The organism is uncultured Tateyamaria sp. (assembly GCF_947503385.1).
Taxonomy (GTDB): Bacteria; Pseudomonadota; Alphaproteobacteria; order Rhodobacterales; family Rhodobacteraceae; genus Tateyamaria.
The window spans coordinates 15,827-39,073 of record NZ_CANNDO010000010.1 but is presented as its reverse complement, the minus strand read 5'-3'; the positions used below and the strand labels follow the sequence as shown (position 1 = coordinate 39,073).

The window sequence follows — 23,247 nt, the reverse complement described above, 5'->3', positions numbered from 1 at the left end:
CAACACAACCTACACCGCAGCCAACCCCACCTCCAACGCCTCCAACACCTGCGCAACTTCGCCTTTCGTGACCACCAGCGGCGGGGACATCATGATGTTGTTGCCGCCGATCCGCACCATCGCGCCTGCGTCGTAGGTCGCTTTGTGCACCCGCTTCATGGCGTCCATGTCCAGCGGCGTCTTGGTCGCGCGGTCGCTGACCAGTTCCACGCCGGTCATCAGGCCGTGCCCGCCGCGCACATCGCCCACTACGTCAAAGCGCTCTTTCAGTTTCAGGCACCCTTCGTACAGTTGTTGGCCCCGCGGTTCAGCGTTCGCCTTGGTGTCAAGGCGCAGGGTCTCTTCCAGGCACGCGGTCACCGCCGCCGCCCCCACGGGATGCGCCGAATAGGTGTAGCCGTGGAAAATCGCGCCATCGGCATCGGCCTTTTCAAACACCTCCGCCACCGCCTCGCTCATCAGCGCCGCACCGACCGGGAAATAGCCAGAGGTGATCCCTTTGGCGCAACTCATCATGTCGGGCTGCACGGCCCAATGACGCGAACCGCTCCAATCGCCGGTTCGGCCAAAGCCGGTGATCACCTCGTCTGCGATCATCAGAATGCCGTGCCGGTCGCAGATCTCGCGCATCAGCGGCATAAACGTCTCATGCGGGACAATCACCCCGCCCGCGCCCTGAATAGGCTCCATGATGAAGGCGGCAATACTGCCCGGCCCCTGAAAGGCGATCTCGTCCTCCATCGCGGCTGCGATGTTTTGGGCAAGCGTTGCAGGATCGGCTTCATCAAACGGATTGCGGTAGGTGTAAGGGGCCGGCAGGTGAAAACACCCCGGCATCAACGGCTCATAGGCGATGCGGAACCGGTTGTTGCCATTGACCGATGCACCGCCGAAATGCGTGCCGTGATAGCCTTTCTTGAGGCTCAGGAACTTGGTGCGCCCCGGCTCGCCGCGCAGACGATGATATTGGCGCGCAAGCCGCAGACATGTCTCAACCGAATCGGACCCGCCAGAGGTGAAAAAGACCCGCGCCATACCGTCCTCGGCAAAGAATTCGCGCACCGCATAAGACGCTTCGATTGCGGTCGGGTTCGATGTGCCAAAGAAAGCGGAATAGTATGGTAAATCATAGAGCTGCTTGGCGATTGCATCCTTTACCACATTGTTGGAATAGCCAAGGTTTACACACCATAGCCCGCCCACCGCGTCAACGGTTTTGTGCCCGTCGATATCTTCGATCACCGAACCGCTGGCACCGGTGATGATCGTCGGCGCGTGTGTCATCGCCTCGCCCGGATGGCCCATGGGATGCCACATGTGCCGCGCGTTGTTTGCCCGCAGGAAATTGTCGTCTTTCATGGCGTGACCCCTTCGCAATCGCTCTGGTCCACCATGACCCCGAAGCACGGATACAAACAAGCCCGGGATCACTTGCTTAAATTTTCATCACGGCGCACAGTTCAGCGCCAAGAAAGACGGACCAAAGGCGCGCTGCACGTTCCGCTCGGCACGCGCTGCCCTAAGGTCTGCGGGACAACATACCTGGGAGACACCAATGCTCAAACGAACTCTTGCGGCTTTTGCCGCCACCGTTGCCATGACCGGCGCGGCAATGGCCGAAACGGACGTGCCTTTTGCCCTCGACTGGAAATTCGAAGGACCCGCCGCGCCCTATTTCGCGGCAATCGACAACGGTCATTTCGGTGCGGCGGGCCTCGACGTGGAAATCTCGGCAGGTCAGGGGTCGCTGGATGCGATCCCAAAGGTGGCGACCGGTGCATTCCCGATGGGCTTTGCCGACATCAATTCGCTGATCAAGTTCCTCGACCAGAACCCCGGCGCGCCGGTCACGGCGGTGATGATGGTTTATGACAAACCGCCCTTTGCCATTGTGGGCCGCAAATCGCTGGGCGTGTCCGCGCCCAAGGACCTCGAAGGCCGCGTGCTGGGCGCGCCGCCCCCCGACGGGGCATGGGCACAGTTCCCCGCCTTTGCCACCGCCAACAACCTCGACGTGGACAAAATCACTGTCGAACCTGTCGGCTTTCCCACCCGCGAGCCCATGCTGGCCGAGGGCAACGTGGCAGCGGTGACCGGCTTTTCGTTTTCGTCCTTTCTGAACCTTGTGCGCCTTGGCGTGCCCGAAGATGACATCTCGACCATCCTGATGGCGGATTACGGGCTGGAGCTTTATGGCAACGCGATCATCGTCAACACAGACTTTGCATCGGCAAATCCCGAGATTGTGACCGGCTTCCTGACGGCCATCGCAGCGGGCTGGAAAGACGCGATTGCCAATCCAGAAGCGGCCATTGCCAGCCTGATCGAACGCAACCCGGCAGCGGATGCGGCACTGGAACAGCGCCGCCTGCAACTGGCCATCGATGCAAACGTGCTCACGGATGCAGTGGCGGAGGCCGGTATGGGCGGCGTCGATGCGACACGTATGGAAGCCGCGCTGGCGCAACTGGCGCAGACCTATGAATTCCAGAACACACCGGACGCCAGCCTCTATTTCACCGACGCCTATCTGCCTGCGGCAGATGCCCGGATGCTGAAGTAAGCCGAGACGCGCACGCCCATGACCAACCTTATCGAGATCAAGGGCGTGCGCCACGCCTACCGCACGGTCAGCGGCCCCCTGCCTGTGCTGGATGGGCTGGAACTGACGGTGCCCGAAGGCGGCTTTGCCGCTGTTGTTGGCCCTTCGGGCTGTGGCAAATCCACATTGACGCGGCTGATCGCCGGGCTGATGAAACCGGACGAAGGCGAGGTCTGGCTGCACGGCGAACGGGTCAAAGGCCCAAAATCCACCGTCGGCATGGCCTTTCAAAACCCGGTGCTGCTGGAATGGCGGTCGATCCTGCAGAACGTCATGTTACCGCTGGAGATCGTGGACACAGGGATGAGCCGCAAAGCGCGCGAAGACCGCGCGCGCCACCTGCTCGACCTCGTCGGTCTTACCGGTTTCGAGGACAAGCGCCCCTCGGAACTGTCGGGCGGAATGCGCCAGCGGGCCTCTTTGTGCCGGTCCATTGTGCACAAACCCGAAGTGCTGATCCTTGATGAACCTTTTGGGGCGCTGGATGCGTTCACCCGCGAAGACCTGTGGCAGACCATGCACAAGGTCAAGGCCGAGGAGCCGTTCACCGGCGTGCTCATCACACATGATCTGCGCGAAAGCATCTTTCTCGCCGATCAGGTTATCGTATTGTCCGGGCGACCTGCAAAAACACAATACATCATGGACGTCCATCTGAGCGGCGCGCGGGATATCGAAATGCTCTACACCCCGGAAAGCGCAGAGGCGCTGAACGTGCTGCGCCACCAGATCCGCATCGCCCAAGGGAGGGATGCGGCATGACCCTGCGCCAAGTCACTGTGCCCCTTTTTGCGCTGATCCTGTTCGGTGTGTTCTGGGAATGGCTGGTCTGGGTCAACGACTGGCCCAACTACAAAATGGCCTCGCCATCAGACCTTTGGCCCGCGTTCTGGAAATTCCGCTGGCTGTTTCTGGAATATGGCTGGGAAACGCTGTGGCGCACAGTGGTGGGCCTGTTGCTGTCGGTGGTGTTTGGTACCCTGCTGGGCATGGTCATGGGGCTGAGCAAAACCATGCGCGACGCGCTTTACCCGCTGCTTGTCGGCTTTAACGCCATCCCCAAGGCAACCGTGGTCCCGATCATTGCGTTGATGTTCGTGGGACAGCACGACATGAATACGATCCTGATTGCGTTTTTGATCTCCTTCTTTCCTATCGCGGTGTCAGTCAGCATCGGTCTCAGCACGCTCGAACCGGAATACCGCGATATCCTCGCCTCGCTTGGGGCGTCGAAATTCACGATCTTCTGGAAGATTGCCTTGCCCAAGACGCTGCCCGAATTCTTTGGAGCGCTGAAAGTGGCCGTGACGCTGGCCTTTATCGGCACCAACCTGATGGAAATCGTAGAGCCGCATGGCCGCGGCCTTGGGCACCTTTTTGACAGCGGCAAGATCAGCGCGGATTATCCGCTGATGTTCGCGGTGCTCATCGCTTTGGCGTTGATGGGGATCGTGCTGTATTATGTGGTGGTCGCGCTGGAAAAAGTGTTTGCCGGGTGGGCCGAACGCGACCCGACGTGATCCTGCGGAGCGCTGACGCGCACGACATTATGTACGAGAGGGGCCAGCCCCTCTCGCGCTCTCCCCGTGGTATTTTCAGTCAGAAGAAACACTATAGGGATGCGGCAGGTGCATCTCTTGGAGGTTGTCGCCGTCGCCGATCCGGTCGATGACGACAAAGAGCCCCGGCGCGTGCAGTGGCGTGAGCACGCCGTGCCATGTGCCGCGGAGCAGATTGATCGCTTGGCCCGGCGCGGTGAGGAAAGCCAGCGGTGTGCCCGGTTGGCCGTTGTCGTCGGGCGCCACAGTGATGAGGAACCCGTGTTCCGACATGGGCACAAAGCATTGCGAGCCATCGGGGTGACGTTCGAGCAGGTCAAGCGTGTAGGGCAAGCGGCGCGGTGTGGCGCGAAACAGGCTGACCCCCGCACGCCCGTCGCCAAAATCCAGTCGCGCGCGGTCATGAAAGCGCCCGCACAGGCCTGCATTGATGACCCGGTCTGGCGCACCTGTGCAGTCAATCACATCGCCAAACGGTGCAAATGCGTCTGCGGTCAGGGGCTGCGCCGTGATCTCAAAGCGGGACATGCCGGTTTACGTCCTTGTAAAGCAGATAGCGGAACGGACCATCGCCCGTGGCAATGCACGCCTGCGGGCAGAAGGCGCGCAGCCACATGAAGTCGCCCGGACCTACGCTGACCCAGTCACGGTTCAGCAGGTATTCCGCCGTGCCTTCCAGCACGTAGAGCCCGTGTTCCATCACATGTGTTTCGGCAAACGGAATGCGGCCACCGGGTTGAAAATTCACGATGTTCACATGGCAGTCATAGCGCAGATCCAGCGGGTCAAAGAACCGTTGTGTCGCCCATTTGCCGCCGCTGTGGGGCATGGGCGCAGGTGGCACGTCCGTCTCATGTGTCACAAGCGCTTCGGGCATCGTCACGTCCGCGCCCGACACAAACCGTTTGCGCACCCAGTGGATGCCGCAAGTCTCTTCGCCGCGGTTCCACAGGCTCCACCGTGCGCCGGGCGGTATATAGGCGAAACTGCCCGGCCGCAGCTTGTGCAGGTCCTGCCCGATGGTCAGATGCGCCTGTCCGCGTGCGACAAACAGGATCGCCTGCGCGTCAATGTCAGGTTCCGGATCGCCACTGCCGCCTTCGGGGTCCAATTCCACGGCGTATTGGGCAAAGGTCTCTGCAAAACCGCTGAGCGGTCGGGCGAGAATCCACGCCCGTGTGCCGACCCACCCCGGCAGGAACGACGTCACGATATCGCGTTGGACCGACGCGGGGATAACCGCGTAGGCTTGGGTAAAAATCGCGCTGCTGTCGGGGTGTTGGTCCTGACCGGGCAGACCACCGGGGGGAAAGGCATAGCTCACAGCATCGCCTCCAGCCGCAACCGGGCGATGCGTTCGACCTGACGGCAGGCTTCGGCAAACTCGGCCTCTGTATCATTCCCGATGCGCCGCTCGAAAGCGCGCAGAATGCCGTCCTTGTGGTGATCCTTGACCGCGATGATGAAGGGAAAGCCATGCTTGCCGGTATAGGCCGTGTTCAGCGCCTCGAACCGGGTGCGTTCTGCATCTGTCAGCGCGTCGAGGCCCGCGCTGGCCTGCTCTGCGGTGCTGTCCGCCGTGAGCCGTCGCGCGGCCGCCAGCTTGCCCGCTAGATCCGGGTGTGCCGTCAGCACAGCCAGACGCGCCTCGGGCGCCGCCGCGCGGAACACCCGGCAGAGCGCCGCATGAACTCCGCAGACGCTGTCATGCGCGGGACCAAGCTCCAGCCGCCATGCGCTTTGGGCCACCCATGGCGAATGTTCAAACACACCGCCAAACGCATCCACAAATGCCGTCTCATCCATCTGCGAGGGGCGCGCCTTGTGCTGGTGCGGATGTGTTGCGGCCCAATGCCGTGCGATGTCGATCCGGCGTGCGCACCACACCCCTTCGTGTCCTTGCACATAGTCAATGAACCGTCGCAGCGCCTGCACCCGCCCGGGCCGACCAATCAGGCGGCAATGCAGGCCAATACTCATCATTGCGGGGCTGCCTGCCGCGCCTTCGGCATAAAGGGCGTCAAAACTGTCGCGCAGATAGGCAAAGAACTGGTCGCCTGAATTGAACCCCTGCGGCGTTGCAAACCGCATGTCATTGCAATCAAGCGTATAGGGCAGGATCAGTTGGTCCCGCTCTCCGATTTCGGCCCAATAGGGCAGATCGTCATCATAGGTGTCGCTGATCCAGTCGAACCCGCGCTCTGCCGCCAAGGCGACCGTATTTTCCGAACAGCGGCCCGTGTACCAGCCCAAGGGCCGCGCGCCGGTGACCTGTGTGTGCAGGGCGATGGCCGTGTCCATATCGGCGGCCTCTTGGGCTGTGGTATGGTCCTTGTAGTCGATCCATTTCAGCCCGTGGCTGGCGATCTCCCAGTTGGCCTGCTGCATCGCCTCGACCTGTGCGGGCGACCGCGCCAGTGCCGTTGCGACCCCGTAGACCGTGACAGGCACGTCGGTTTGCGTGAACAGGCGGTGCAACCGCCAGAAGCCCGCCCGCGCGCCATAGTCATAGATCGATTCCATGTTCCAGTGTCGCTGCCCCGGCCACGGTGCGGCCCCCACGATCTCGGACAGGAACGCCTCTGACGCGGCATCGCCGTGCAACAGGCAATTTTCGCCACCTTCTTCGTAATTGAGTACGAAAGAGACCGCGATACGCGCCCCACCGGGCCAAGCCGCATCGGGCCGGTCTGCGCCATGCCCGTGAAAGTCGCGCGGATAACGTGGAGGCGCCTCGGCCATGGACTTCCCTTCGCAATCGGAGTGAGATGCGCACAATCTGAGCGCAAACAAGGCAGGATGCAATGGCGGCTGGCTATCTGACGACCCATGTTCTGGACACCGCGCGCGGCGTGCCTGCAGCGGGCATAAAAATTGCGCTCTACCGCGTGGCGGGCAATTCCCATCGCAAGATCGCAGAGGCCGTCACCAACGCGGATGGCCGCACCGACGCGCCGATCCTGCCCAAGGGCAAGTTCAAGGCGGGACAATACGAGCTGATCTTTTTCTGTGGCGCGTATCTGGAGGCGGCAGAGCTTGCGACCGGCGAGGTCAAATTCCTCGATGAGGTTCCGATCCGGTTCGGCATCGCGGATGAGGATGCGCATTACCACGTGCCACTGTTGCTGTCGCCCTACGGGTATTCGACATACCGGGGCAGTTGACCGGCAGGGGCCGGGCCTTAGATGCCGCCCCATGACGCATCACACACGCCCCCCGGTTGATCCTTCCATGACTGCGCAGGCTTTTGACCGTTGGTATTGGTCTGTCGATGCGCTCAGGTCATTTTGTGAACAGCTTGGCCTTCCGGCGTCGGGGACCAAGGCGGTGCTGCGCGCCCGCGTATTGGCCAAACTCGCAGGCGATCCGCCTCCCACGACCCCGACACGCAAGCGTGCAGGCGCGTTCAACTGGGCCAAGGCCGACCTGACGTCCAATACGGTCATCACCGAAGACGTGTCGTTCGGGCCGAATGTGCGCGGCTATTTCAAGGCGGCCATTGGCCCCAAATTCTCCTGCCATTCGGATTTCATGGATTGGATGCGGGCCAATGCGGGGGCAACCCTTGCCGATGCCGAAGCCGCGTGGCGCATGTTGGAGGCGCGCAAGGACGATCCGGCCTTTCGACGCGAAATCGCCACCTGCAACAACTACCTTCAATACCTGCGCGACGCCCGCGATGCGCATCCGCAGCTGACGCTGGATCAGGCCAAGACCTGTTGGGATGCAAAGAAGATGCAACCGGCCCCCGGCGGCTACGTCCATTTTGACAGCACCGATCTGGCCTGCCTGCCGTAGCTTAGCTGTTGCGCGTGCGATGCGGTCCGAGCACCGCCGCCACGGCGAGGATCAGGCCCGACATTGTTGCGATCATGCCAGCAGCACTCACCGATGCGGATGCACCGATCCACAATGGGCCGTAGCCTGCCAACACATAACCCGACACCGCCGACAGCGCCGCAAAGCCGACGGACCAAGCCACCTGCGCGCCCAGCCTGTTGGTCATCATCCGTGCCGCCGCCGGCGGGCAGATGAACATCGCAATCACGATGATCGACCCCACCGCATCGAACGCAGCGACGGCCGCGACCGCCGATATGATGACCAGCGCCAGCCCCAGCGCGCCCGTGCGCAGGCCAAGGCCTTGGGCGAACCCTTCGTCAAAGCTCATCATTGCCAGCGGTCGCCAGAACAGCCACACGAACACCGCGACAACGCCCAAGGCCAGCGCCATGCGCGGCAATTCCACCGGCATTCCAGCCAGCGCAACAGGGTCCAGAAGCGATGCCCAGCCGGTGGCGTCCAGCCAAATCAGGCTTTCCAGATTGCCGAATAGCGCGTGTTCGACATCCAGATGCACATTTGAGGTATCGGACTGTTCCAGCAACAGAACGCCGCCCGCAAACATGGCGGTGAACACCACCCCCATCGCGGCCCCCGCCTCGATCCGGCCCAAACGGCGGATGGCTTCGATGGCGATGACGGCCACCACTGCGGCGCCCGCCGCGCCCAACAGCATCGGACCCGTGGCCACCAACCCGGTCACCAGAAAGGCCACGACAATGCCCGGCAGAACGACGTGGCTGATTGCATCACCAATCAGCGCTTGGCCACGCAGCAACAGAAAATTTCCGGGCAGCGCGCAGGCCACCGCGACGCAGATCCCAATCAGGATCGGAGGCAGGGACAAGGCGACGAACTCCGCACCCATCATGAAACCGCTTGCGGGCGGGACAGACGGCTGTCCACATCCGTGATCTGGTCCGGGGTCAAGACGTCTTCGATTGCCGTCAGCCCGTCATACCGCGCTGCTGCGGTGGCAAATGTCTGATCTGCACGCACCAGCGCCCACCGTGTCTCGTCCAGTTGCGCCTTGGCCGCTGCGGCTTGCCCTGCGGTTGTGGCGACACCGTCGGCGCGGATCAGGCCTGCGCGGCGCAGCAACCTGTGGGTCAGCCGCTCGTAGATGGGTTGGCCCGACGCCAGCGCCAGCAGGCCCTGCCGCACGTGTACCCGACGCTGATACCGCTGGTGCCGCAGCACCGAGGCCAGAACACCGCGCCCCGGCGCGCACAACAATGACAGCCCAAAAAGCGCAAAACTGACCAGCACGACAATCGGCCCGGTCGGCAGCGCAGGCGCTGTCGCGGAAATGGCCGCGCCCAGATAACCGGCAAGCCCACCCAGCACCCCGGCTGTGATCACGACGACATCCACGCGTTCGGTCCAGAACCGCGCGGTCACTGGCGGGACGATCAGAAGGGCCACAATCAGGATCAGCCCCACAACCTTGAGGCCGACAACCGTCACCAGCAAAACAATGCCCATCATGGCAAGGTCGATCCAACCCGGCCGCCACCCCGTCACTTCGGAAAAGCCAGGGTCAAAGGCGGCCAGCGTCAGTGGACGCCGCAGCAGCATCACCAGCGCCAGAACCAACCCGGCAGAAACCGCCAACAACAGCGCCTCGTCACGCAACATGCCCGCGGTGGAGCCCAGCAAGAACCCTTCGAGCCCCGCCTGACGTCCGGCGTTCATCGTCTGGACAATTGTCAGCAGAACAATGCCAAATCCAAAGAACACCGACAGGACCGCACCAATCGCCGCGTCCTCGCCCAGCCGCGTCCGACGGCTGAGCCACTGCACACACAAAAGACCCGCGCCCGCCGACAGGGCCGCGCCAAAGAGCAATCCCGGCAGTGACCGCCCGTCACCGCCCAAGGCGACCATCACGATAAACGCCAGACCAACACCGGGCAGCGTCGCATGAGAAATCGCATCGCTGACCAGCGCGCGTTTGCGTAGAAAAAGGAAAGTGCCCGCAACCCCTGCCGCCACGCCCAAAAGCAGGGCACCCAGCGTCACGAGCGAAGCATTGTAGCCCAGCTGGAACAGCAGCGCGTCGCCCAGCATCGTCCGCTACCCGGCAACTGTTTCGGCCTGTATCCGCGCGGTTTCCAACCGCCCGCCATAGGTCGTTTGCAACAGGGCTTCGGTGAACACCTCGTCAACCGGACCCGCCGCCACAACCTCGCGGTTGAGCAGGATCACGTCGTCGAAATAGGCTGGCACCGTGGTCAGATCGTGGTGCACGGCCAGCACCGTGCGGCCCGCATCGCGCAGGTCCTTGAGCACGGCGATAATCGCCTTTTCCGTGGCGGCGTCGACCCCGGCAAACGGTTCGTCCAGCAGGTAAATGTCCGCCTCCTGCGCCAACGCGCGGGCCAGAAACACACGTTGTTGCTGACCACCGGACAATTGTCCGATCTGGCGGGTGGCAAAATCGGTCATGCCCACACGGTCCAGACAGGCCATGGCACGTGCGCGGTGCTTGGCCCGCACGCGGCCCAGCAGGCCCAGATCGCGGTAAAGACCCATCAGCACCACGTCGATCACGCGGGTCGGAAAATTCCAGTCCACGCTTGCGCGCTGCGGCACATAGGCAATCGCATCGCGCATCTTGGCCAGCGGCTGACCAAAGACGGCAACCGAACCGGCCAGCGGTTTGATCACCCCAAGCGCGGCCTTGAGCATCGTCGATTTGCCCGCCCCATTCGGCCCAACAATCGCGGTCATCGCACCCGCACGCACCGTCACGTCCACCGAAAACAGGGCCGGGGTCTCGCCATAAGAGACGGTCAGCCCCCGCACAGACAGCGGGCTGGCCGTGCGCGCGGCACGGTCCGCAGCACCCGCCGCGTCAGAGACCAGCGCGACACTCATGCCGACCCCGTCAATTTGCCCAACCGACCCGCGGCAGGCGCATCCGCCCCCAGCGCGCGCGCAATGGTTGTTACGTTGTGGTCGATCATGCCGAACCATGTCCCTTCATAGGTGCCGTCAGGCCCCATCGCGTCACTGTAAAGCGCGCCGCCGATGCGTGTGGTGTGACCCTGCGCCGCTGCCCCTTCGACCAATGCGCGCACATTGCGGTCAGACACGGACGTTTCGACAAAAACGGCGGGCAGGCGGCGCTCCACCAGCATATCCACCAGCGCACCAATGCGGTTCAGCCCGGCCTCGCTCTCGGTCGAGATGCCCTGAATGCCCATCACCTCGAAATCATAGGCCGCGCCGAAATAGCCAAATGCGTCATGCGCCGTCAGCAGCACGCGCTGTTCTGCGGGCACCTGTTCCAATACGCCGCGCGCATAAGCGCCGAGCGCGCGCGCTTCGGTTACAAAGGCCGCTGCGTTCGCTTCGAACAGGTCCCGCGCGTCCGGGGCCAGATCGGACAGGGCCGCGACCACCCCAGGCACACAGCGTACCCACAGATCCGGATCCATCCAGATGTGCGGGTCGTAACGGCCCGCGTAATCCTCGTGCGACAGCAACAGGTCCTTGTCCACACTCTCGGCCACGGCAATCACGGGACGCTTGCGGCCCAGATCGGCCAGCACGTCTTCCATCTGCGCCTCAAGGTAGAGACCATGCCAAAGAACCGTGTCAGACCGGGTCATCGCAACGATATCGCTGCGTGTCTGACGATAGGCGTGCGGATCGACGCCCGCGCCCATCAGCCCCTGCACTGTCACGCGGTCCCCGCCGATGTGACGCGCCAGATCGGCGATCATCCCGGTCGTCGCAACGATGTTGAGCGTCCCCTTGGCCCAGACCGGCGTTGCCGTCAGGGCCGCAATTCCCGCCAGAACGGCGCGACGCGACAGAGCAAAATCTTGGGTCATCCGAGCCTTTCCTGAATATCGAGGAGTGGTGTCCTAGACTGAATATGAGAATCATTCTCACAAAGTCAATGAAATTGAGAATGATTCTCAATCACGAAGCCGCGAAACAGTGCCTAGTCGTCAAAAGCGATGACAAATGTGGCGCCGCCCGCGCTTTCATCCAGCCGGATACGCCCGCCGCGCGCTTCGACAAGGCTGCGCACGATGCTCAACCCCATGCCGGTGCCCCCGCCTTCGCGGCGGGTGGTAAAAAACGGGTCAAACACGCGGTCCCGGTTGCCTGCGCTGATCCCCGGCCCGTTGTCGGTGATTGCCAGCCGGTGCGGCGTGGCCAGCAGCGTGACCTCGGTTGCGCCGTGTTCGGCGGCATTGTGGATCAGCTGGGTCAGCACGGTGCGGATGTCCTCGGCAGCCATGGGCAGAACCGCATCCTCCGCCACGGTTACTGTCACAGGCGTGTCCAGCGACGCCATCGCGTCGGTCAGCCGCGCAGCACCCGGACCTGCGCTTTCTGATGCACGGGCATGGCGCGCCAAATCATCAAGCAGGGTCTGCATCCGCGCTGCCGCCTCGGAAATGGTGCTGCTCAGCGCGGCACGATCCTCGGGCGACGGGTCGGCCTGCAACAGCTCTGCCGCGCCGCGGATCGCTGTCAGCGGGGATTTAAGCTCGTGGGTGACGTGACCTGCATAGGCGCGCAACCCCTCCGCCCGGCTATTGAGACTGTCGCCCATGGCCATCACGCTGGTGGCCAACCGCCCCAATTCGGGCGTGCCGAACTGGTCCGGGGCCTGCGCGTCATCGCCCCGCTTTTTCGCCTGCGCATACCGCGTCAGCGCAGTGACCGGCCGCAGCACAAGCCGCCACAGCAGCACAGCCAGAACCGACGTCGCCGCAAAAGCGAGCCAGAGGATCAGCCACGCAGCCTCGCCCCAACCCAGCACGTTTCCCCACAGGCGCAGGTACACCATCCCCAGCAGCGGCATCAGAAACACGGCCCCCAATGTCCCGCCAAGGATCAGCGCCAAGGGCGGGCGCCACTTGCGCCTTACCCGCGGCATGGACCCATCCGGATACCGACGCCGTGCACTGTTTCGATTGCATCGGCACACCCCGCCTCTGCCAGCTTGGCCCGCAAGTTGCGCAGATGACTGTCAAGCGTGCGGTCGCTGACCGCTGTCCCGGCCCCGTACAGTGCATCGGTCAGCGCCGGTCGTGCCGCAACCTGATCCGGGTAGCGCATCAGATGGGTGAGGATTTCCATCTCGCGGGCGGTCAGTGTCACGGGCGCGCCTTTTACCGTGCAGCCATGGCGCGACGGATCGACCTGCAGAATGCCGCGTTTCAGGGCTGCATTTGCGGAAGCGCGCGCCCCGCGCTTCAGGATTGCACCAACACGGGCCACCAGTTCGCGCGGTGAAAACGGTTTGGTCACATAATCGTCGCCCCCCAGTTCGAACCCCAGCACGCGGTCGATTTCGTCCTCGCGGGCGGTCAAAAACAGGATCGGTGTGTCATCGCTGGCCCGCAGCGCACGGCACAGCGCCAGCCCGTCCATCTCGGGCAGGCCGATGTCCAGCACGATCAGATCGAACCGTCCCGACCGCGCCTTGGCCAAACCTTCGGCACCGTCACCCGCTTCGGCCGCGGCATATCCCGCCTGATCAAAGGCGATGCGCAGCACGGCCCGAATTTGCGGGTCGTCATCAATAACGAGAAGCTGGCGTTTGGTCATGGCTGCGGTGTCTCGGTCGGGGTCATCGCGGCAAGGCTACGGCGCACCCGCCAGTTGCGAAAGCCCCATTCGCGCCAGTCCGTGGGGTGAAACAGCAGGGGTTCTGCAAATTGCTTGTGGCAGTACCAAAAGGGGGTCTGACCCGAATAGGTGACAATGGCGGGCATTGCCCCTTCGCCCAGTTTGCACAGCATCTCGCGGTCTTCGGGCACGTCATGTGTCAGGTTGTAGCGCGCCACGACCCCGTCGAAGTTCACAAAGGTACAGGCATACAGCACAACGGCACCCAGCGCGCCACTGCGCAGCAACATCCACGCGGCGGGCCGGTCCTGCCAAATCTGCTGGGCGGTGATGCCCAGGCCCACCGCAACGACACCCATCCAGACATAGGCCGCGAGGCGCAGCCGGGTCAGGCCAAACGCCTCGACGTACAGGTCCAGACGCCAGATGCTGGCAAAGACCAGCGCCAGCGTCTGTGCCAGCCACAGCATCATCAGCATCCGCACAATGGGTCTGTGGCCCAGATGCGGGCGCGCCACCACGGCGAACACACCCGCCAGCAGGGCCGTCGCGAGCAGCGGATAGGCCCCGCGATGCGCGTAGGAGGCCGGGCTGATCCCCTCGGGCAGCGTCGCGTCGCCATAAAGATACAGCGCGTCCATCCCGGTCTGCACAGCAAAGAGCGCATTGAACGCCACCAGTGAGCGCGCGACCGAACCTGCGTTTACGACCCCCTCACGGCGTACGGTGGCGCGCTGCGGGCGGCGGAATTGCAACCGCTCGCGCATCCGGTACGTCACCAGCACGGGCCAGACAGCTGCCGCAACGATCCCCCAGAACCCTAAACGCCACATATCCGGTGTCGACGGTTGCCAGCGTGCAAAATCGGTCAGTACGTGGTCCAGCACCGGGTTCGCACCCGCCAGCAGCGCCGCAAAGACCAGCGTCGCCACAGCGGGCAGCGCCCATGCCATGACAAGCGACCGCAGGTCCCAGCGTGCCCCCTTGAGACTGCCGATGCCCCGGATCGCGCGCGCGCCGTCGCCCAGCGACTGGCCCGGTGCCACCCACCACAGGCGCAATGCGGCGCGCACCAGATCATGCGACCGGACCCCCGCCAGCACCGCTGTGATGACCGAAAGCCCACATAAGGCGACAAGCATGGACAGCGGCTGCACCAACTCGACCAGGGGCAGCAGGCACAGCACAAGGCCACTTGCCGCGCCGATGCGCGTGCGCGTGGCCAGACGCGGCCACGCAATGGCCAGTCCCGACACAAATACCGCAAAGGCAAACAGCGCAAGGCTCAGCCCCGGCATCACTTGCCACACCAAGACGTCCGCCAGCGCAATCAGCGCCGCCAGCAGCCCCAGCCGCACACCATCGCCACCGGACACCCGCCAGCGGCGCGCCACCTGTTCTGTCTCTGCGCTCAGCCACCAGCCATCCCGCTGCATCGCCAGCGGCACCCCGCGTTTCGAAAATCCGTCCATGCTCCTGCCCCCTTCAGTCCGTGCCTTGATCTGACGCCTTTCCTCGCAACGGCTTGTGCAGCCAAACGGGTGTGATTTGTGCAGAGGTTGTGCAGCGCGCACGTGGCGTGACCCTTGCCAAAGGGCCGTCGTCATGCCACCACCATGGCCTGCCCGCACTGCCGCAAAGGGTGCCCCATGACAGACACAACCGCGCTGGACGCAGCGACGACAACCCAAACCGCGCAGCTGCCGCAAGTGACAGAGCCGCGCAATCCCGGCATCCCGCTCGACCTTGACTGGGTGGCGCGCGTGCAGGCCAACACCTCTGCGATCGAACGGCGCTGCGCGACCCTGCCCGGCCGCCGCTCGATCAAGAAGGACCATCAGGCGGCGTGGCTTTTGCGCGCTGTGGCCTGTATCGACCTGACAACCCTGTCCGGCGATGACACCGAACGCCGGGTGCAACGGCTGTGCGCCAAGGCGCGCCAACCCGTCGATGCACGGATGCTGGATGCCCTTGGCGTTCCGGACCTGACCACAGGTGCCGTCTGCGTATATCACGAGATGATCCCGGCGGCGGTCGCCGCGCTCAAGGGCACTGGTATCCCGGTGGCGGCTGTATCGACCGGGTTTCCCGCAGGCCTGTCGCCCCTCCCGCTTCGGCTACAGGAAATCCGCGAGAGCGTCGCCGCCGGTGCCAAGGAGATCGACATCGTCATCTCCCGTCGCCACGTGCTGACCGGCGACTGGCAAGCGCTGTATGACGAGATGAAGGCCATGCGCGCCGCCTGCGGTGATGCCCACGTCAAGGCGATCCTCGCCACGGGCGAACTGGGCACATTGCGCAATGTGGCGCGGGCGTCGCTGGTCTGCATGATGGCCGGGGCCGATTTCATCAAGACGTCCACCGGCAAGGAAAGCGTGAATGCCACCCTGCCCGTCAGCCTTGTGATGATCCGCGCCATCCGGGATTACTATGAGCGGACCGGCTACCGCGTCGGCTACAAACCTGCCGGTGGCATTTCCAAGGCCAAGGACGCGCTGATTTATCTGTCGCTGATCAAAGACGAACTGGGCGACCGCTGGTTGCAACCGGACCTGTTCCGCTTTGGGGCGTCGTCACTGCTGGGCGATATCGAACGCCAACTCGAACACCACCTGACCGGAGCGTACTCCGCCGGATACCACCATGCCATCGGCTAGGCGGACGCTTGGGACATCGCGGGGCGAGACGAAGGAGTCACAACATGACCGTTAAAGATATCTTCGAAACCATGGAGTACGGCCCCGCCCCCGAAGCGGCAGGCGACGCGCTCGCATGGATTGTGGATCAGGGCGCGCGGTTTGGTCATTTCATCGACGGCAGTTTTACAGACCCTGCCGACGGCTTTGACAGCAAAAACCCCGCCACGGGCGAAGTGCTCGCCACGCTCAGCCAAGCCACGCAAGACGACGTCGACGCCGCCGTCAAAGCGGCCCGCACCGCACAGCCCAAATGGGCCAAGGCGGGCGGCCACACGCGCGCCCGCGTGCTGTATGCCATTGCGCGTCTCTTGCAGAAACACAGCCGCCTTTTTGCGGTGCTTGAGACGCTCGACAACGGCAAACCCATCCGCGAAAGCCGCGACATCGACATCCCCCTTGCCCAGCGTCATTTCTACTATCACGCAGGCATGGCCCAGTTGATGGAGGCCGAACTGCCCGACCGCGAACCCCTCGGCGTATGCGGCCAGATCATTCCGTGGAATTTCCCCCTGCTCATGCTGGCCTGGAAAATCGCGCCCGCGCTGGCGATGGGCAACACGGTGGTGCTGAAACCCGCCGAATACACGTCGCTCACCGCGCTGCTCTTTGCGGAAATCTGCCAGCAGGCGGGCGTGCCCAAGGGCGTGGTCAACATCGTCACCGGCGACGGTGCCGTGGGCGAGATGATCGTGAATGCCGACGTGGACAAGATCGCCTTTACCGGCTCCACCTCCGTGGGTCGCCGCATCCGCGAGGCGACGGCAGGCACGGGCAAGGCACTGACGCTCGAACTGGGCGGCAAGTCCCCCTACATCGTCTTTGACGACGCCGACCTTGATTCCGCGGTCGAAGGGCTGGTGGACGCCATCTGGTTCAATCAGGGGCAGGTTTGCTGTGCAGGTTCCCGCCTGTTGGTCCACGAACCGGTTGCGGATCAGTTCTATGCCAAGCTGCGCGCGCGCATGGACAAGCTGCGTATTGGCGACCCGCTGGACAAAAGCATCGACGTGGGCGCGGTCGTGGACCCTGTGCAACTCGACACAATCACCCGCATGGTCAGCGAGAACAGCGCGGGCGACACCTATCAGGCGCAGACCGCGCTGCCTGCGACGGGATGTTACTACCCGCCCACCCTGATCACCGGGCTCAACACCGCCGACACGCTGATGCAAGAGGAGATCTTTGGCCCGGTCCTTGTCTCCACCACCTTCCGCACGCCTGCCGAAGCGGTCCAATTGGCCAACAACACGCGCTACGGTCTGGCCGCAACTGTCTGGACCGAGAATGTGAACCTTGCGCTGGATATCGCGCCCAAACTGGCGGCTGGCGTTGTCTGGGTGAATGCCACCAACCTCTTTGACGCCGCAGCAGGGTTCGGCGGTGTCCGCGAAAGCGGCTTTGGCCGCGAAGGCGGATGGGAAGGGCTGCGCGCCTACACAAAACCTGCGGGCAAGGCCAAGGCCGTCAAAGCCATCGCCGCCTTTGCCGGTGACGCGGGCCCAACCGACCTGCTGGACCGCACCGCCAAACTCTATATCGGGGGCAAACAGGCGCGGCCCGACGGCGGCTACAGCCGCAATGTCTACGCCAAGAACGGCGCGCTCTTGGGGCAAACGAGCCTTGCCAACCGCAAGGACATCCGCAACGCGGTCGAGGCCGCGCAAGGCGCGGCAAGCTGGAGCAAGACCACCGGCCACCTGCGGGCGCAAATCCTCTACTACATCGCGGAAAACCTGTCCGCGCGGGCGACAGAATTCGCGGCCCGTCTGGACGCGTTACAAGGCGGCAAGGGCGGCGCCAAAGAGGTTGAGGCTTCGATCCGGCGCCTCTTCACCTATGCGGCATGGGCCGACAAATACGATGGCGCAGCCAAGGGGGTGCCGTTGCGCGGCGTGGCGCTGGCCATGCACGAACCGGTTGGCATCATCGGCGCGTTCTGCCCGGACGATGCGCCCCTGCTGGGGCTTGTGTCCCTCATGGCCCCGGCCATCGCCATGGGCAACCGCGCGGTGCTGGTGGCCTCGGACCCGTTCCCGCTGGCGGCCACGGATTTCTACCAAGTGCTGGAAACCTCGGACGTGCCGGGTGGCGTCGTCAACGTCCTGACCGGCAACCACGGCGAGCTTGCGCCGCATATGGCCAAGCACATGAACGTGGACGCGGTCTGGTCCTTCTCCGGCACCGACCTGTCAGCCGAGATCGAACGGGGCGCGGCCATGAACCTCAAACGGACATGGGTCAACAACGGTGCTGCACGCGACTGGATGGGAACGGCGGGCGAAGGCCGCGGGTTCCTTGATGCCGCAACCGAAGTCAAAACCATCTGGGTTCCCTACGGCGAGTGACGACATGCCCGACTATGCTGAACTCGCCACAACACTCCAAAGCCTGACCGAAGGCGAGGATGACGTGGTGGCCCTGATGGCCACTGTCACCTGCGAGGTGCATCACAGCGATGCGCGTTTCGACTGGACCGGGTTTTACCGCGTCACCGGCCCCGAAATGCTCAAGATCGGCCCATATCAGGGTGGGCACGGCTGCCTGCATATCCCCTTTTCGCGCGGCGTCTGCGGGGCTGCGGCCCGCACGGGCAAGGTGCAACGGGTCGCCGATGTCGACGCCTTTCCCGGCCACATCGCCTGCGCCAGTTCCACCCGATCCGAACTGGTGCTGCCGGTCTGGAACACGGCGGGTGACCTGATCGCCGTCTTTGACATCGACAGCGACCAACCCGATGCATTCACAACCGATGACGCCGACAATCTGGCCCGCATCCTCGCGGATGTGTTTTCCCGGTGATACACCATCCGTGAAAAAATCTCTTGCTTTTTCATGTGCGCTGCGGCGACATGAAAAGACATAGGGATTTTTCACGACTCATGTTGCAATCGCATCCACCCACCGCACATTCGCTTGGCGCTGATCTGCGCGCCCTGCGCAAGGCGCGTGGGCTGACATTGCAGGACATGGCCGACGCGCTTGGCCGATCCGTGGGCTGGGTCAGTCAGGTCGAGCGTGACATGTCCGATCCGTCCATCACCGATCTGCGGCACATGGCGGCAACGCTCGATATCGCCGTCTCCACCCTGTTCCGCTACGGCGCCGCCCCGGCAGAAGAAGAAGGGTTCATCGTACGCCAGCACGCCCGCCGCCCCATCGGGTCCCGCGCCGCTGGTCTGGTCGAAGAACTGCTGTCACCCGACCTCACCGACGACTTTGAGGTGGTGCATTCCACATTCGAGCCATTCAGCGAAATCACCGACACCGTGACCCGCCCCACGCAGGAAGTGGGCTACGTCATTTCCGGCGCGCTGGACCTCGAAATCAGCGGGCGGCTCTATTCGGTTGGACCGGGCGACAGTTTCCGCATCCGGGGCGAGCCGTTTCGCTGGATGAATCCGCACCCGCGCCCCGCTGTGGCGATCTGGGTCATCGCACCGCCCGTCTACTGATGAGCATCGAGGCGTGGATCATCTTTGCGCTGTTCTGGGTCGTGTTCGTCACGACGCCGGGCCCCAACGCCGTCAATTGCATCACCAACGGCATGACCCTCGGGTTTCGCCGCTCTTTGCCCGGCATTCTTGCGATCCTGATGCAGGCATCCGCCTTCCTGATCCTGTCGGCCTTTGGTGTCACGGCGCTGATCGCCGCGTCGGCAACAGCCTTTGCGGTGGCCAAGGTGGTGGGCGCGGCGGTCCTGATCTGGTTGGGCATCCGCGCGTGGATGCGGGCCGGGACGATACCCGAAGCGGGCGCACAAAATGGCCGATCCGTCTACCTGCGCGCCCTCGCCATTGCCACGATCAACCCCAAGAGCATCGCGGGCTACCTCGCCGCGTTTTCGCAATTCGTGCAGCCCGATGTGCCGGTCTGGGACCAGATGTGGGTGATCATGCCAACCGCGCTGACGCTGACCGCGCTCAGCTATGCCGGGTTCACCGCATTGGGCGCCGGTCTGGGACGCGCCGCGTTGGGGGCTGTGTTCAACATGTGGCTACAACGCGCGCTGGCCGGGTGTTTCATCATCTACGGCGTCCTGCTCGGAACCGTCACAACACCGGGGAGGACGGCATGAAAACGGGAAGCTGCCTGTGCGGCGGTGTGACCTTCACACTAAGCGGCGCATTGCGCGATTCAGTGGCCTGCCACTGCCTGCAATGCCGCAAGACCAGCGGCCACTACGTGTCCGCGACGCAGGTGCAACCGGGTCAGTTGACCCTGACAGGAACAGACACGCTGACGTGGTATCCGTCATCGCCCAAGGCCGAGCGCGGATTTTGCAACCGCTGCGGCGCGTCCCTGTTCTGGCGTCACGAGGATGATGGCGGCGCCGTGTCAGTGATGAGCGGCACCATCGACGGCGACACCGGCCTGAAAACAGCCAAGCACATCTTTACCGCCTTCAAGGGCGATTACTACGACATCGCGGACGACGTGCCGCAACGGGAGAACTGAACATGAGCGACTTTCCGACAACGGCACGCGTGGTCATCATCGGCGGCGGTGCCGTTGGAACCTCGACCCTCTACCATCTGGCCAAGGCGGGCTGGACCGATTGCGTGCTGCTGGAAAAGAACGAACTGACCGCCGGGTCCACATGGCACGCCGCAGGCAACTGCCCGAACTTTTCGAACTCGTGGGCGATCTTGAATATGCAGCGCTACGGGCTGGAAATGTACCGGACGCTGGCCGACGATGTCGATTATCCGATGAACTACCACGTGACCGGGTCGCTGCGTCTGGCGCATTCCAAAGAGCGGATGCAGGAGTTTGAGCGCGTGTCGGGCATGGGCCGGTATCAGGGGCTCGAAATGCCGATCCTCACACCGCAGGACATGCAGGACTACCACCCGTTCATGGAAACCCACGAACTGGCGGGCGGCATGTGGGACCCGCTGGATGGTGACATCGACCCCGCCCAGCTGACCCAAGCCATGGCCAAGGGCGCGCGCGATCTGGGCGCGCGGATCGAACGGTTCTGCCCCGCCACAGGGATCGAACGCGACGGCGACGAATGGATCGTAAAGACGGACAAGGGCGACATCCGCTGCGAATACGTCGCCAACTGTGCGGGTTACTACGCCCAGCGCGTGGGCGAGATGTTCAAGCCATTTGGCGGGCGCACCGTGCCCATGGTGGTCATGTCGCACCAGTATTTCCTGACCGACGAAATCCCCGAAGTCGCCGCGTGGACCAAGGAAAAAGGCCACAAGCTGCCCATCATCCGCGACGTCGACATCAGCTATTACCTGCGGCAGGACAAGAACGGCCTGAACCTTGGGCCTTACGAGCGCAACTGCAAGGCGCACTGGATCACGCCCGACGACCCGATGCCCGAGGATTTCTCGTTCCAGCTGTACCCCGATGACCTCGAACGGCTTGAATTCTATATCGAGGACGCGATGGCCCGCGTGCCCGCGCTTGGCACCGCCGGGGTGGGTCGCAACATCAACGGACCCATTCCCTACGCCCCCGACGGTCTGCCCCTGATCGGGCCGATGCCGGGTGTGAAAAACGCATTTGAGGGCCACTGCTTTACCTTCGGCATCGCCCAAGGTGGCGGCGCGGGCAAGGTCCTGTCGGAATGGATCATGCACGGCGAGACCGAGTGGGACATGTGGGCCACCGACCCGCGCCGCTACACCGATTATGCCGATCACGACTATGCGCTGGCCAAGGCGCTTGAGACCTATGGCCACGAATACGCGATGCACTTCCCGCATCACGAATGGCCCGCAGGCCGGGACAAGAAACTGTCGCCGGTCGATGACCGCATCCGCGCGGCAGGTGGCCAGATGGGCGCGTATAATGGCTGGGAACGCGCCAACTGGTTCGCCAAGGATGGCGACGACACGTCAGAGGAGGCAACGCACACATGGGACCGCGAAGGGCCATGGCTGCCGCGCATCCGCGAAGAGGTCGAGGCCGTGCGCGACAGCGTGGGCGTGCTGGACCTGCCCGGTTTTTCCCGGTTCGACCTCAAGGGGCCGGGGGCGGCAGAATGGCTGCGCGGCATGATCGCTGGTGCGCTGCCCAAGATCGGTCGCCTGAACCTCGCCTATTTCTCGGACAGCCGTGGGCGCATCCTGACCGAGATGTCGGTGCTGCGTTTCGCTGAGGATACGTTCACGCTGATCACGGCGGCAGGTGCGCAGTGGCATGACGGAGAGCTTTTGCGCCACAACCTGCCCGACGGGCTGACACTGATCGACACAACAACCGAGCAATCGACGCTGATCGTGAGCGGTCCCAAGTCCCGCGATCTGCTGTCCGGCATCAGCGATGGCGACCTGAGCCTTGGCTGGCTGACCCATCAGCCGGCCAAGGTTGCCGGTTGCGACGCGATGCTGGTGCGGGTCAGCTTTGCCGGTGAACTGGGTTGGGAAGTCCACGCCGCTGTGGATGATATCCCGGCGATCTACGACGCGGTTGTGGGCGGCGGCGCCAAACCCTTTGGCATGTACGCACTGAACTCCATGCGGATCGAAAAGGGCTACCGCGCGTGGAAGGGCGATCTGTCCACCGACTACACCCTTTTCGAAGGCGGGCTGGACCGGTTCGTCAAGCTGGACAAGCCACAGGACTTTCCCGGCAAGGCCGCGCTGCTTAACGAGAAACAGCAGGGATCGAAGAAACGGTTTGTCACGATGCTGGTGGACGCGGGCGCGCAGGACGCGCCCTACATGTCCACGATCTGGAGCGGGGACACCGTGGTGGGCGAGACCACGTCGGGCGCGTGGGGGCACCGGATCAATGCGTCCGTCGCCCTTGGCGTGGTGCGCACGGACCTGTCCACGCCGGGCACATCGCTTGAGATCGAGATGTACGGCAAGCGCTATGCCGCAACCGTGCAGCCCGATCAGCCTTTGTGGGACCCTCAGAACGAAAGGTTGCGGGCGTAACGCTTTTCCGACACGGGAAACGGCACGGAATCCGACCATCGGTT

Annotated in this window: 23 protein-coding genes; 12 read left to right on the top strand and 11 right to left on the bottom strand. The window is 63.6% G+C overall.

What is annotated here, in order from left to right; genetic code table 11:
- Positions 1–9: 9 nt before the first annotated feature.
- Positions 10–1,359 carry an aminotransferase class III-fold pyridoxal phosphate-dependent enzyme gene (locus Q1A85_RS20880; RefSeq protein WP_299694328.1) on the bottom strand — a complete coding sequence of 450 codons (1,350 nt, stop codon included), beginning with the start codon at positions 1,357–1,359 and terminating at the stop codon, positions 10–12.
- A gap of 196 nt (positions 1,360–1,555) precedes the next feature.
- Here Q1A85_RS20880 and Q1A85_RS20875 point away from each other — a divergent pair, with 196 nt between their 5' ends.
- The 3 genes from Q1A85_RS20875 to Q1A85_RS20865 are packed head-to-tail and all read left to right on the top strand — an operon-like array spanning position 1,556 to position 4,122.
- Positions 1,556–2,563, top strand: coding sequence for an ABC transporter substrate-binding protein (locus Q1A85_RS20875; protein ID WP_299694325.1), 1,008 nt, complete (start codon positions 1,556–1,558; stop codon positions 2,561–2,563).
- An 18-nt stretch (positions 2,564–2,581) separates the two neighbouring features.
- Positions 2,582–3,364: an ABC transporter ATP-binding protein gene (locus Q1A85_RS20870; protein ID WP_299694322.1), complete on the top strand. Its 783-nt coding sequence runs from the start codon at positions 2,582–2,584 to the stop codon at positions 3,362–3,364.
- Complete coding sequence (locus Q1A85_RS20865) at positions 3,361–4,122, top strand: ABC transporter permease (RefSeq protein WP_299694319.1); 762 nt, start codon at positions 3,361–3,363, stop codon at positions 4,120–4,122. Before Q1A85_RS20870 ends, Q1A85_RS20865 begins: the two co-directional genes overlap by 4 nt.
- A gap of 75 nt (positions 4,123–4,197) precedes the next feature.
- Here the strand turns inward: Q1A85_RS20865 and Q1A85_RS20860 are convergent, their stop codons facing one another.
- Genes Q1A85_RS20860 through puuE form a run of 3 tightly spaced genes read right to left on the bottom strand, consistent with a single transcriptional unit; the run spans position 4,198 to position 6,903 of the window.
- Positions 4,198–4,689, bottom strand: coding sequence for an ureidoglycolate lyase (locus tag Q1A85_RS20860; protein ID WP_299694316.1), 492 nt, complete (start codon positions 4,687–4,689; stop codon positions 4,198–4,200).
- Positions 4,676–5,485: a bifunctional allantoicase/(S)-ureidoglycine aminohydrolase gene (locus Q1A85_RS20855; protein ID WP_299694314.1), complete on the bottom strand. Its 810-nt coding sequence runs from the start codon at positions 5,483–5,485 to the stop codon at positions 4,676–4,678. The genes Q1A85_RS20860 and Q1A85_RS20855 overlap by 14 nt, the downstream gene beginning before the upstream one ends.
- Complete coding sequence (gene puuE / locus Q1A85_RS20850) at positions 5,482–6,903, bottom strand: allantoinase PuuE (protein ID WP_299694311.1); 1,422 nt, start codon at positions 6,901–6,903, stop codon at positions 5,482–5,484. The genes Q1A85_RS20855 and puuE overlap by 4 nt, the downstream gene beginning before the upstream one ends.
- A gap of 62 nt (positions 6,904–6,965) precedes the next feature.
- On the opposite strand from puuE, the gene uraH reads away from it, so the two are divergent.
- Positions 6,966–7,325: a hydroxyisourate hydrolase gene (gene uraH / locus Q1A85_RS20845; protein ID WP_299694308.1), complete on the top strand. Its 360-nt coding sequence runs from the start codon at positions 6,966–6,968 to the stop codon at positions 7,323–7,325.
- Between the two features lie 31 nt (positions 7,326–7,356).
- Positions 7,357–7,959, top strand: a complete 603-nt coding sequence (locus Q1A85_RS20840) for a DUF6434 domain-containing protein (RefSeq protein WP_299694305.1) — start codon at positions 7,357–7,359, stop codon at positions 7,957–7,959.
- Position 7,960: 1 nt separating this feature from the next.
- On the opposite strand, the gene Q1A85_RS20835 is transcribed toward Q1A85_RS20840, so the two are convergent.
- From Q1A85_RS20835 to Q1A85_RS20805, 7 genes are all read right to left on the bottom strand, one after another.
- The gene (locus Q1A85_RS20835; protein WP_299694302.1) at positions 7,961–8,875 is read right to left on the bottom strand and encodes a metal ABC transporter permease; all 915 of its coding nucleotides are present in this window, start codon (positions 8,873–8,875) and stop codon (positions 7,961–7,963) included.
- Positions 8,872–10,074 (bottom strand): metal ABC transporter permease, encoded by a 1,203-nt coding sequence (locus Q1A85_RS20830; RefSeq protein ID WP_299694299.1) that lies wholly within the window; start codon positions 10,072–10,074, stop codon positions 8,872–8,874. Before Q1A85_RS20830 ends, Q1A85_RS20835 begins: the two co-directional genes overlap by 4 nt.
- 6 nt (positions 10,075–10,080) lie before the next feature.
- A complete protein-coding gene (locus Q1A85_RS20825) occupies positions 10,081–10,884 on the bottom strand; it encodes a metal ABC transporter ATP-binding protein (RefSeq protein ID WP_299694296.1) in 804 nt (267 codons plus the stop codon).
- Positions 10,881–11,846 (bottom strand): zinc ABC transporter substrate-binding protein, encoded by a 966-nt coding sequence (locus Q1A85_RS20820; RefSeq protein WP_299694293.1) that lies wholly within the window; start codon positions 11,844–11,846, stop codon positions 10,881–10,883. The genes Q1A85_RS20825 and Q1A85_RS20820 overlap by 4 nt, the downstream gene beginning before the upstream one ends.
- Positions 11,847–11,959: 113 nt before the next feature.
- Positions 11,960–12,907: a HAMP domain-containing sensor histidine kinase gene (locus Q1A85_RS20815; RefSeq protein ID WP_299694290.1), complete on the bottom strand. Its 948-nt coding sequence runs from the start codon at positions 12,905–12,907 to the stop codon at positions 11,960–11,962.
- Positions 12,895–13,581: a response regulator transcription factor gene (locus Q1A85_RS20810; protein WP_299694287.1), complete on the bottom strand. Its 687-nt coding sequence runs from the start codon at positions 13,579–13,581 to the stop codon at positions 12,895–12,897. The genes Q1A85_RS20815 and Q1A85_RS20810 overlap by 13 nt, the downstream gene beginning before the upstream one ends.
- Positions 13,578–15,074, bottom strand: coding sequence for a DUF4153 domain-containing protein (locus Q1A85_RS20805; protein WP_299694284.1), 1,497 nt, complete (start codon positions 15,072–15,074; stop codon positions 13,578–13,580). The genes Q1A85_RS20810 and Q1A85_RS20805 overlap by 4 nt, the downstream gene beginning before the upstream one ends.
- A 177-nt stretch (positions 15,075–15,251) precedes the next feature.
- On the opposite strand from Q1A85_RS20805, the gene deoC reads away from it, so the two are divergent.
- The 7 genes from deoC (at position 15,252) to Q1A85_RS20770 (ending at position 23,203) form a co-directional block, all read left to right on the top strand.
- Positions 15,252–16,259, top strand: a complete 1,008-nt coding sequence (deoC, locus tag Q1A85_RS20800; protein WP_299694281.1) for a deoxyribose-phosphate aldolase — start codon at positions 15,252–15,254, stop codon at positions 16,257–16,259.
- A gap of 44 nt (positions 16,260–16,303) precedes the next feature.
- Positions 16,304–18,646, top strand: a complete 2,343-nt coding sequence (locus Q1A85_RS20795) for an aldehyde dehydrogenase family protein (RefSeq protein WP_299694278.1) — start codon at positions 16,304–16,306, stop codon at positions 18,644–18,646.
- A 4-nt stretch (positions 18,647–18,650) separates the two neighbouring features.
- The gene (locus Q1A85_RS20790) at positions 18,651–19,100 is read left to right on the top strand and encodes a GAF domain-containing protein (RefSeq protein WP_299694275.1); all 450 of its coding nucleotides are present in this window, start codon (positions 18,651–18,653) and stop codon (positions 19,098–19,100) included.
- 80 nt (positions 19,101–19,180) lie between these two features.
- Entirely contained in the window at positions 19,181–19,753 is a 573-nt protein-coding gene (locus tag Q1A85_RS20785; RefSeq protein ID WP_299694271.1) for a helix-turn-helix domain-containing protein, read from the top strand.
- On the top strand, positions 19,753–20,376 hold the full coding sequence (locus Q1A85_RS20780) for a LysE family transporter (RefSeq protein WP_299694268.1): 624 nt from the start codon (positions 19,753–19,755) through the stop codon (positions 20,374–20,376). The genes Q1A85_RS20785 and Q1A85_RS20780 overlap by 1 nt, the downstream gene beginning before the upstream one ends.
- Complete coding sequence (locus Q1A85_RS20775; protein WP_299694265.1) at positions 20,373–20,756, top strand: GFA family protein; 384 nt, start codon at positions 20,373–20,375, stop codon at positions 20,754–20,756. Before Q1A85_RS20780 ends, Q1A85_RS20775 begins: the two co-directional genes overlap by 4 nt.
- A 2-nt stretch (positions 20,757–20,758) precedes the next feature.
- Positions 20,759–23,203: an FAD-dependent oxidoreductase gene (locus tag Q1A85_RS20770; protein WP_299694262.1), complete on the top strand. Its 2,445-nt coding sequence runs from the start codon at positions 20,759–20,761 to the stop codon at positions 23,201–23,203.
- The last annotated feature ends 44 nt before the right edge of the window (positions 23,204–23,247 follow it).

Excerpts from the sequence above, each read along its gene's own strand:
- Q1A85_RS20815 (WP_299694290.1), bottom strand. The coding sequence starts at position 12,907 with ATGCCGCGGGTAAGGCGCAAGTGGCGCCCGCCCTTGGCGCTGATCCTT.
- Q1A85_RS20860 (WP_299694316.1), bottom strand. The coding sequence starts at position 4,689 with ATGTCCCGCTTTGAGATCACGGCGCAGCCCCTGACCGCAGACGCATTT.
- puuE (WP_299694311.1), bottom strand. The coding sequence starts at position 6,903 with ATGGCCGAGGCGCCTCCACGTTATCCGCGCGACTTTCACGGGCATGGC.
- Q1A85_RS20805 (WP_299694284.1), bottom strand. The coding sequence starts at position 15,074 with ATGGACGGATTTTCGAAACGCGGGGTGCCGCTGGCGATGCAGCGGGAT.
- Q1A85_RS20865 (WP_299694319.1), top strand. The coding sequence starts at position 3,361 with ATGACCCTGCGCCAAGTCACTGTGCCCCTTTTTGCGCTGATCCTGTTC.
- Q1A85_RS20870 (WP_299694322.1), top strand. The coding sequence starts at position 2,582 with ATGACCAACCTTATCGAGATCAAGGGCGTGCGCCACGCCTACCGCACG.
- Q1A85_RS20825 (WP_299694296.1), bottom strand. The coding sequence starts at position 10,884 with ATGAGTGTCGCGCTGGTCTCTGACGCGGCGGGTGCTGCGGACCGTGCC.
- Q1A85_RS20880 (WP_299694328.1), bottom strand. The coding sequence starts at position 1,359 with ATGAAAGACGACAATTTCCTGCGGGCAAACAACGCGCGGCACATGTGG.
- Q1A85_RS20835 (WP_299694302.1), bottom strand. The coding sequence starts at position 8,875 with ATGATGGGTGCGGAGTTCGTCGCCTTGTCCCTGCCTCCGATCCTGATT.
- deoC (WP_299694281.1), top strand. The coding sequence starts at position 15,252 with ATGACAGACACAACCGCGCTGGACGCAGCGACGACAACCCAAACCGCG.
- Q1A85_RS20795 (WP_299694278.1), top strand. The coding sequence starts at position 16,304 with ATGACCGTTAAAGATATCTTCGAAACCATGGAGTACGGCCCCGCCCCC.
- Q1A85_RS20875 (WP_299694325.1), top strand. The coding sequence starts at position 1,556 with ATGCTCAAACGAACTCTTGCGGCTTTTGCCGCCACCGTTGCCATGACC.
- Q1A85_RS20770 (WP_299694262.1), top strand. The coding sequence starts at position 20,759 with ATGAGCGACTTTCCGACAACGGCACGCGTGGTCATCATCGGCGGCGGT.
- Q1A85_RS20830 (WP_299694299.1), bottom strand. The coding sequence starts at position 10,074 with ATGCTGGGCGACGCGCTGCTGTTCCAGCTGGGCTACAATGCTTCGCTC.
- Q1A85_RS20775 (WP_299694265.1), top strand. The coding sequence starts at position 20,373 with ATGAAAACGGGAAGCTGCCTGTGCGGCGGTGTGACCTTCACACTAAGC.
- Q1A85_RS20790 (WP_299694275.1), top strand. The coding sequence starts at position 18,651 with ATGCCCGACTATGCTGAACTCGCCACAACACTCCAAAGCCTGACCGAA.
- Q1A85_RS20785 (WP_299694271.1), top strand. The coding sequence starts at position 19,181 with ATGTTGCAATCGCATCCACCCACCGCACATTCGCTTGGCGCTGATCTG.
- uraH (WP_299694308.1), top strand. The coding sequence starts at position 6,966 with ATGGCGGCTGGCTATCTGACGACCCATGTTCTGGACACCGCGCGCGGC.
- Q1A85_RS20820 (WP_299694293.1), bottom strand. The coding sequence starts at position 11,846 with ATGACCCAAGATTTTGCTCTGTCGCGTCGCGCCGTTCTGGCGGGAATT.
- Q1A85_RS20780 (WP_299694268.1), top strand. The coding sequence starts at position 19,753 with ATGAGCATCGAGGCGTGGATCATCTTTGCGCTGTTCTGGGTCGTGTTC.
- Q1A85_RS20810 (WP_299694287.1), bottom strand. The coding sequence starts at position 13,581 with ATGACCAAACGCCAGCTTCTCGTTATTGATGACGACCCGCAAATTCGG.
- Q1A85_RS20840 (WP_299694305.1), top strand. The coding sequence starts at position 7,357 with ATGACGCATCACACACGCCCCCCGGTTGATCCTTCCATGACTGCGCAG.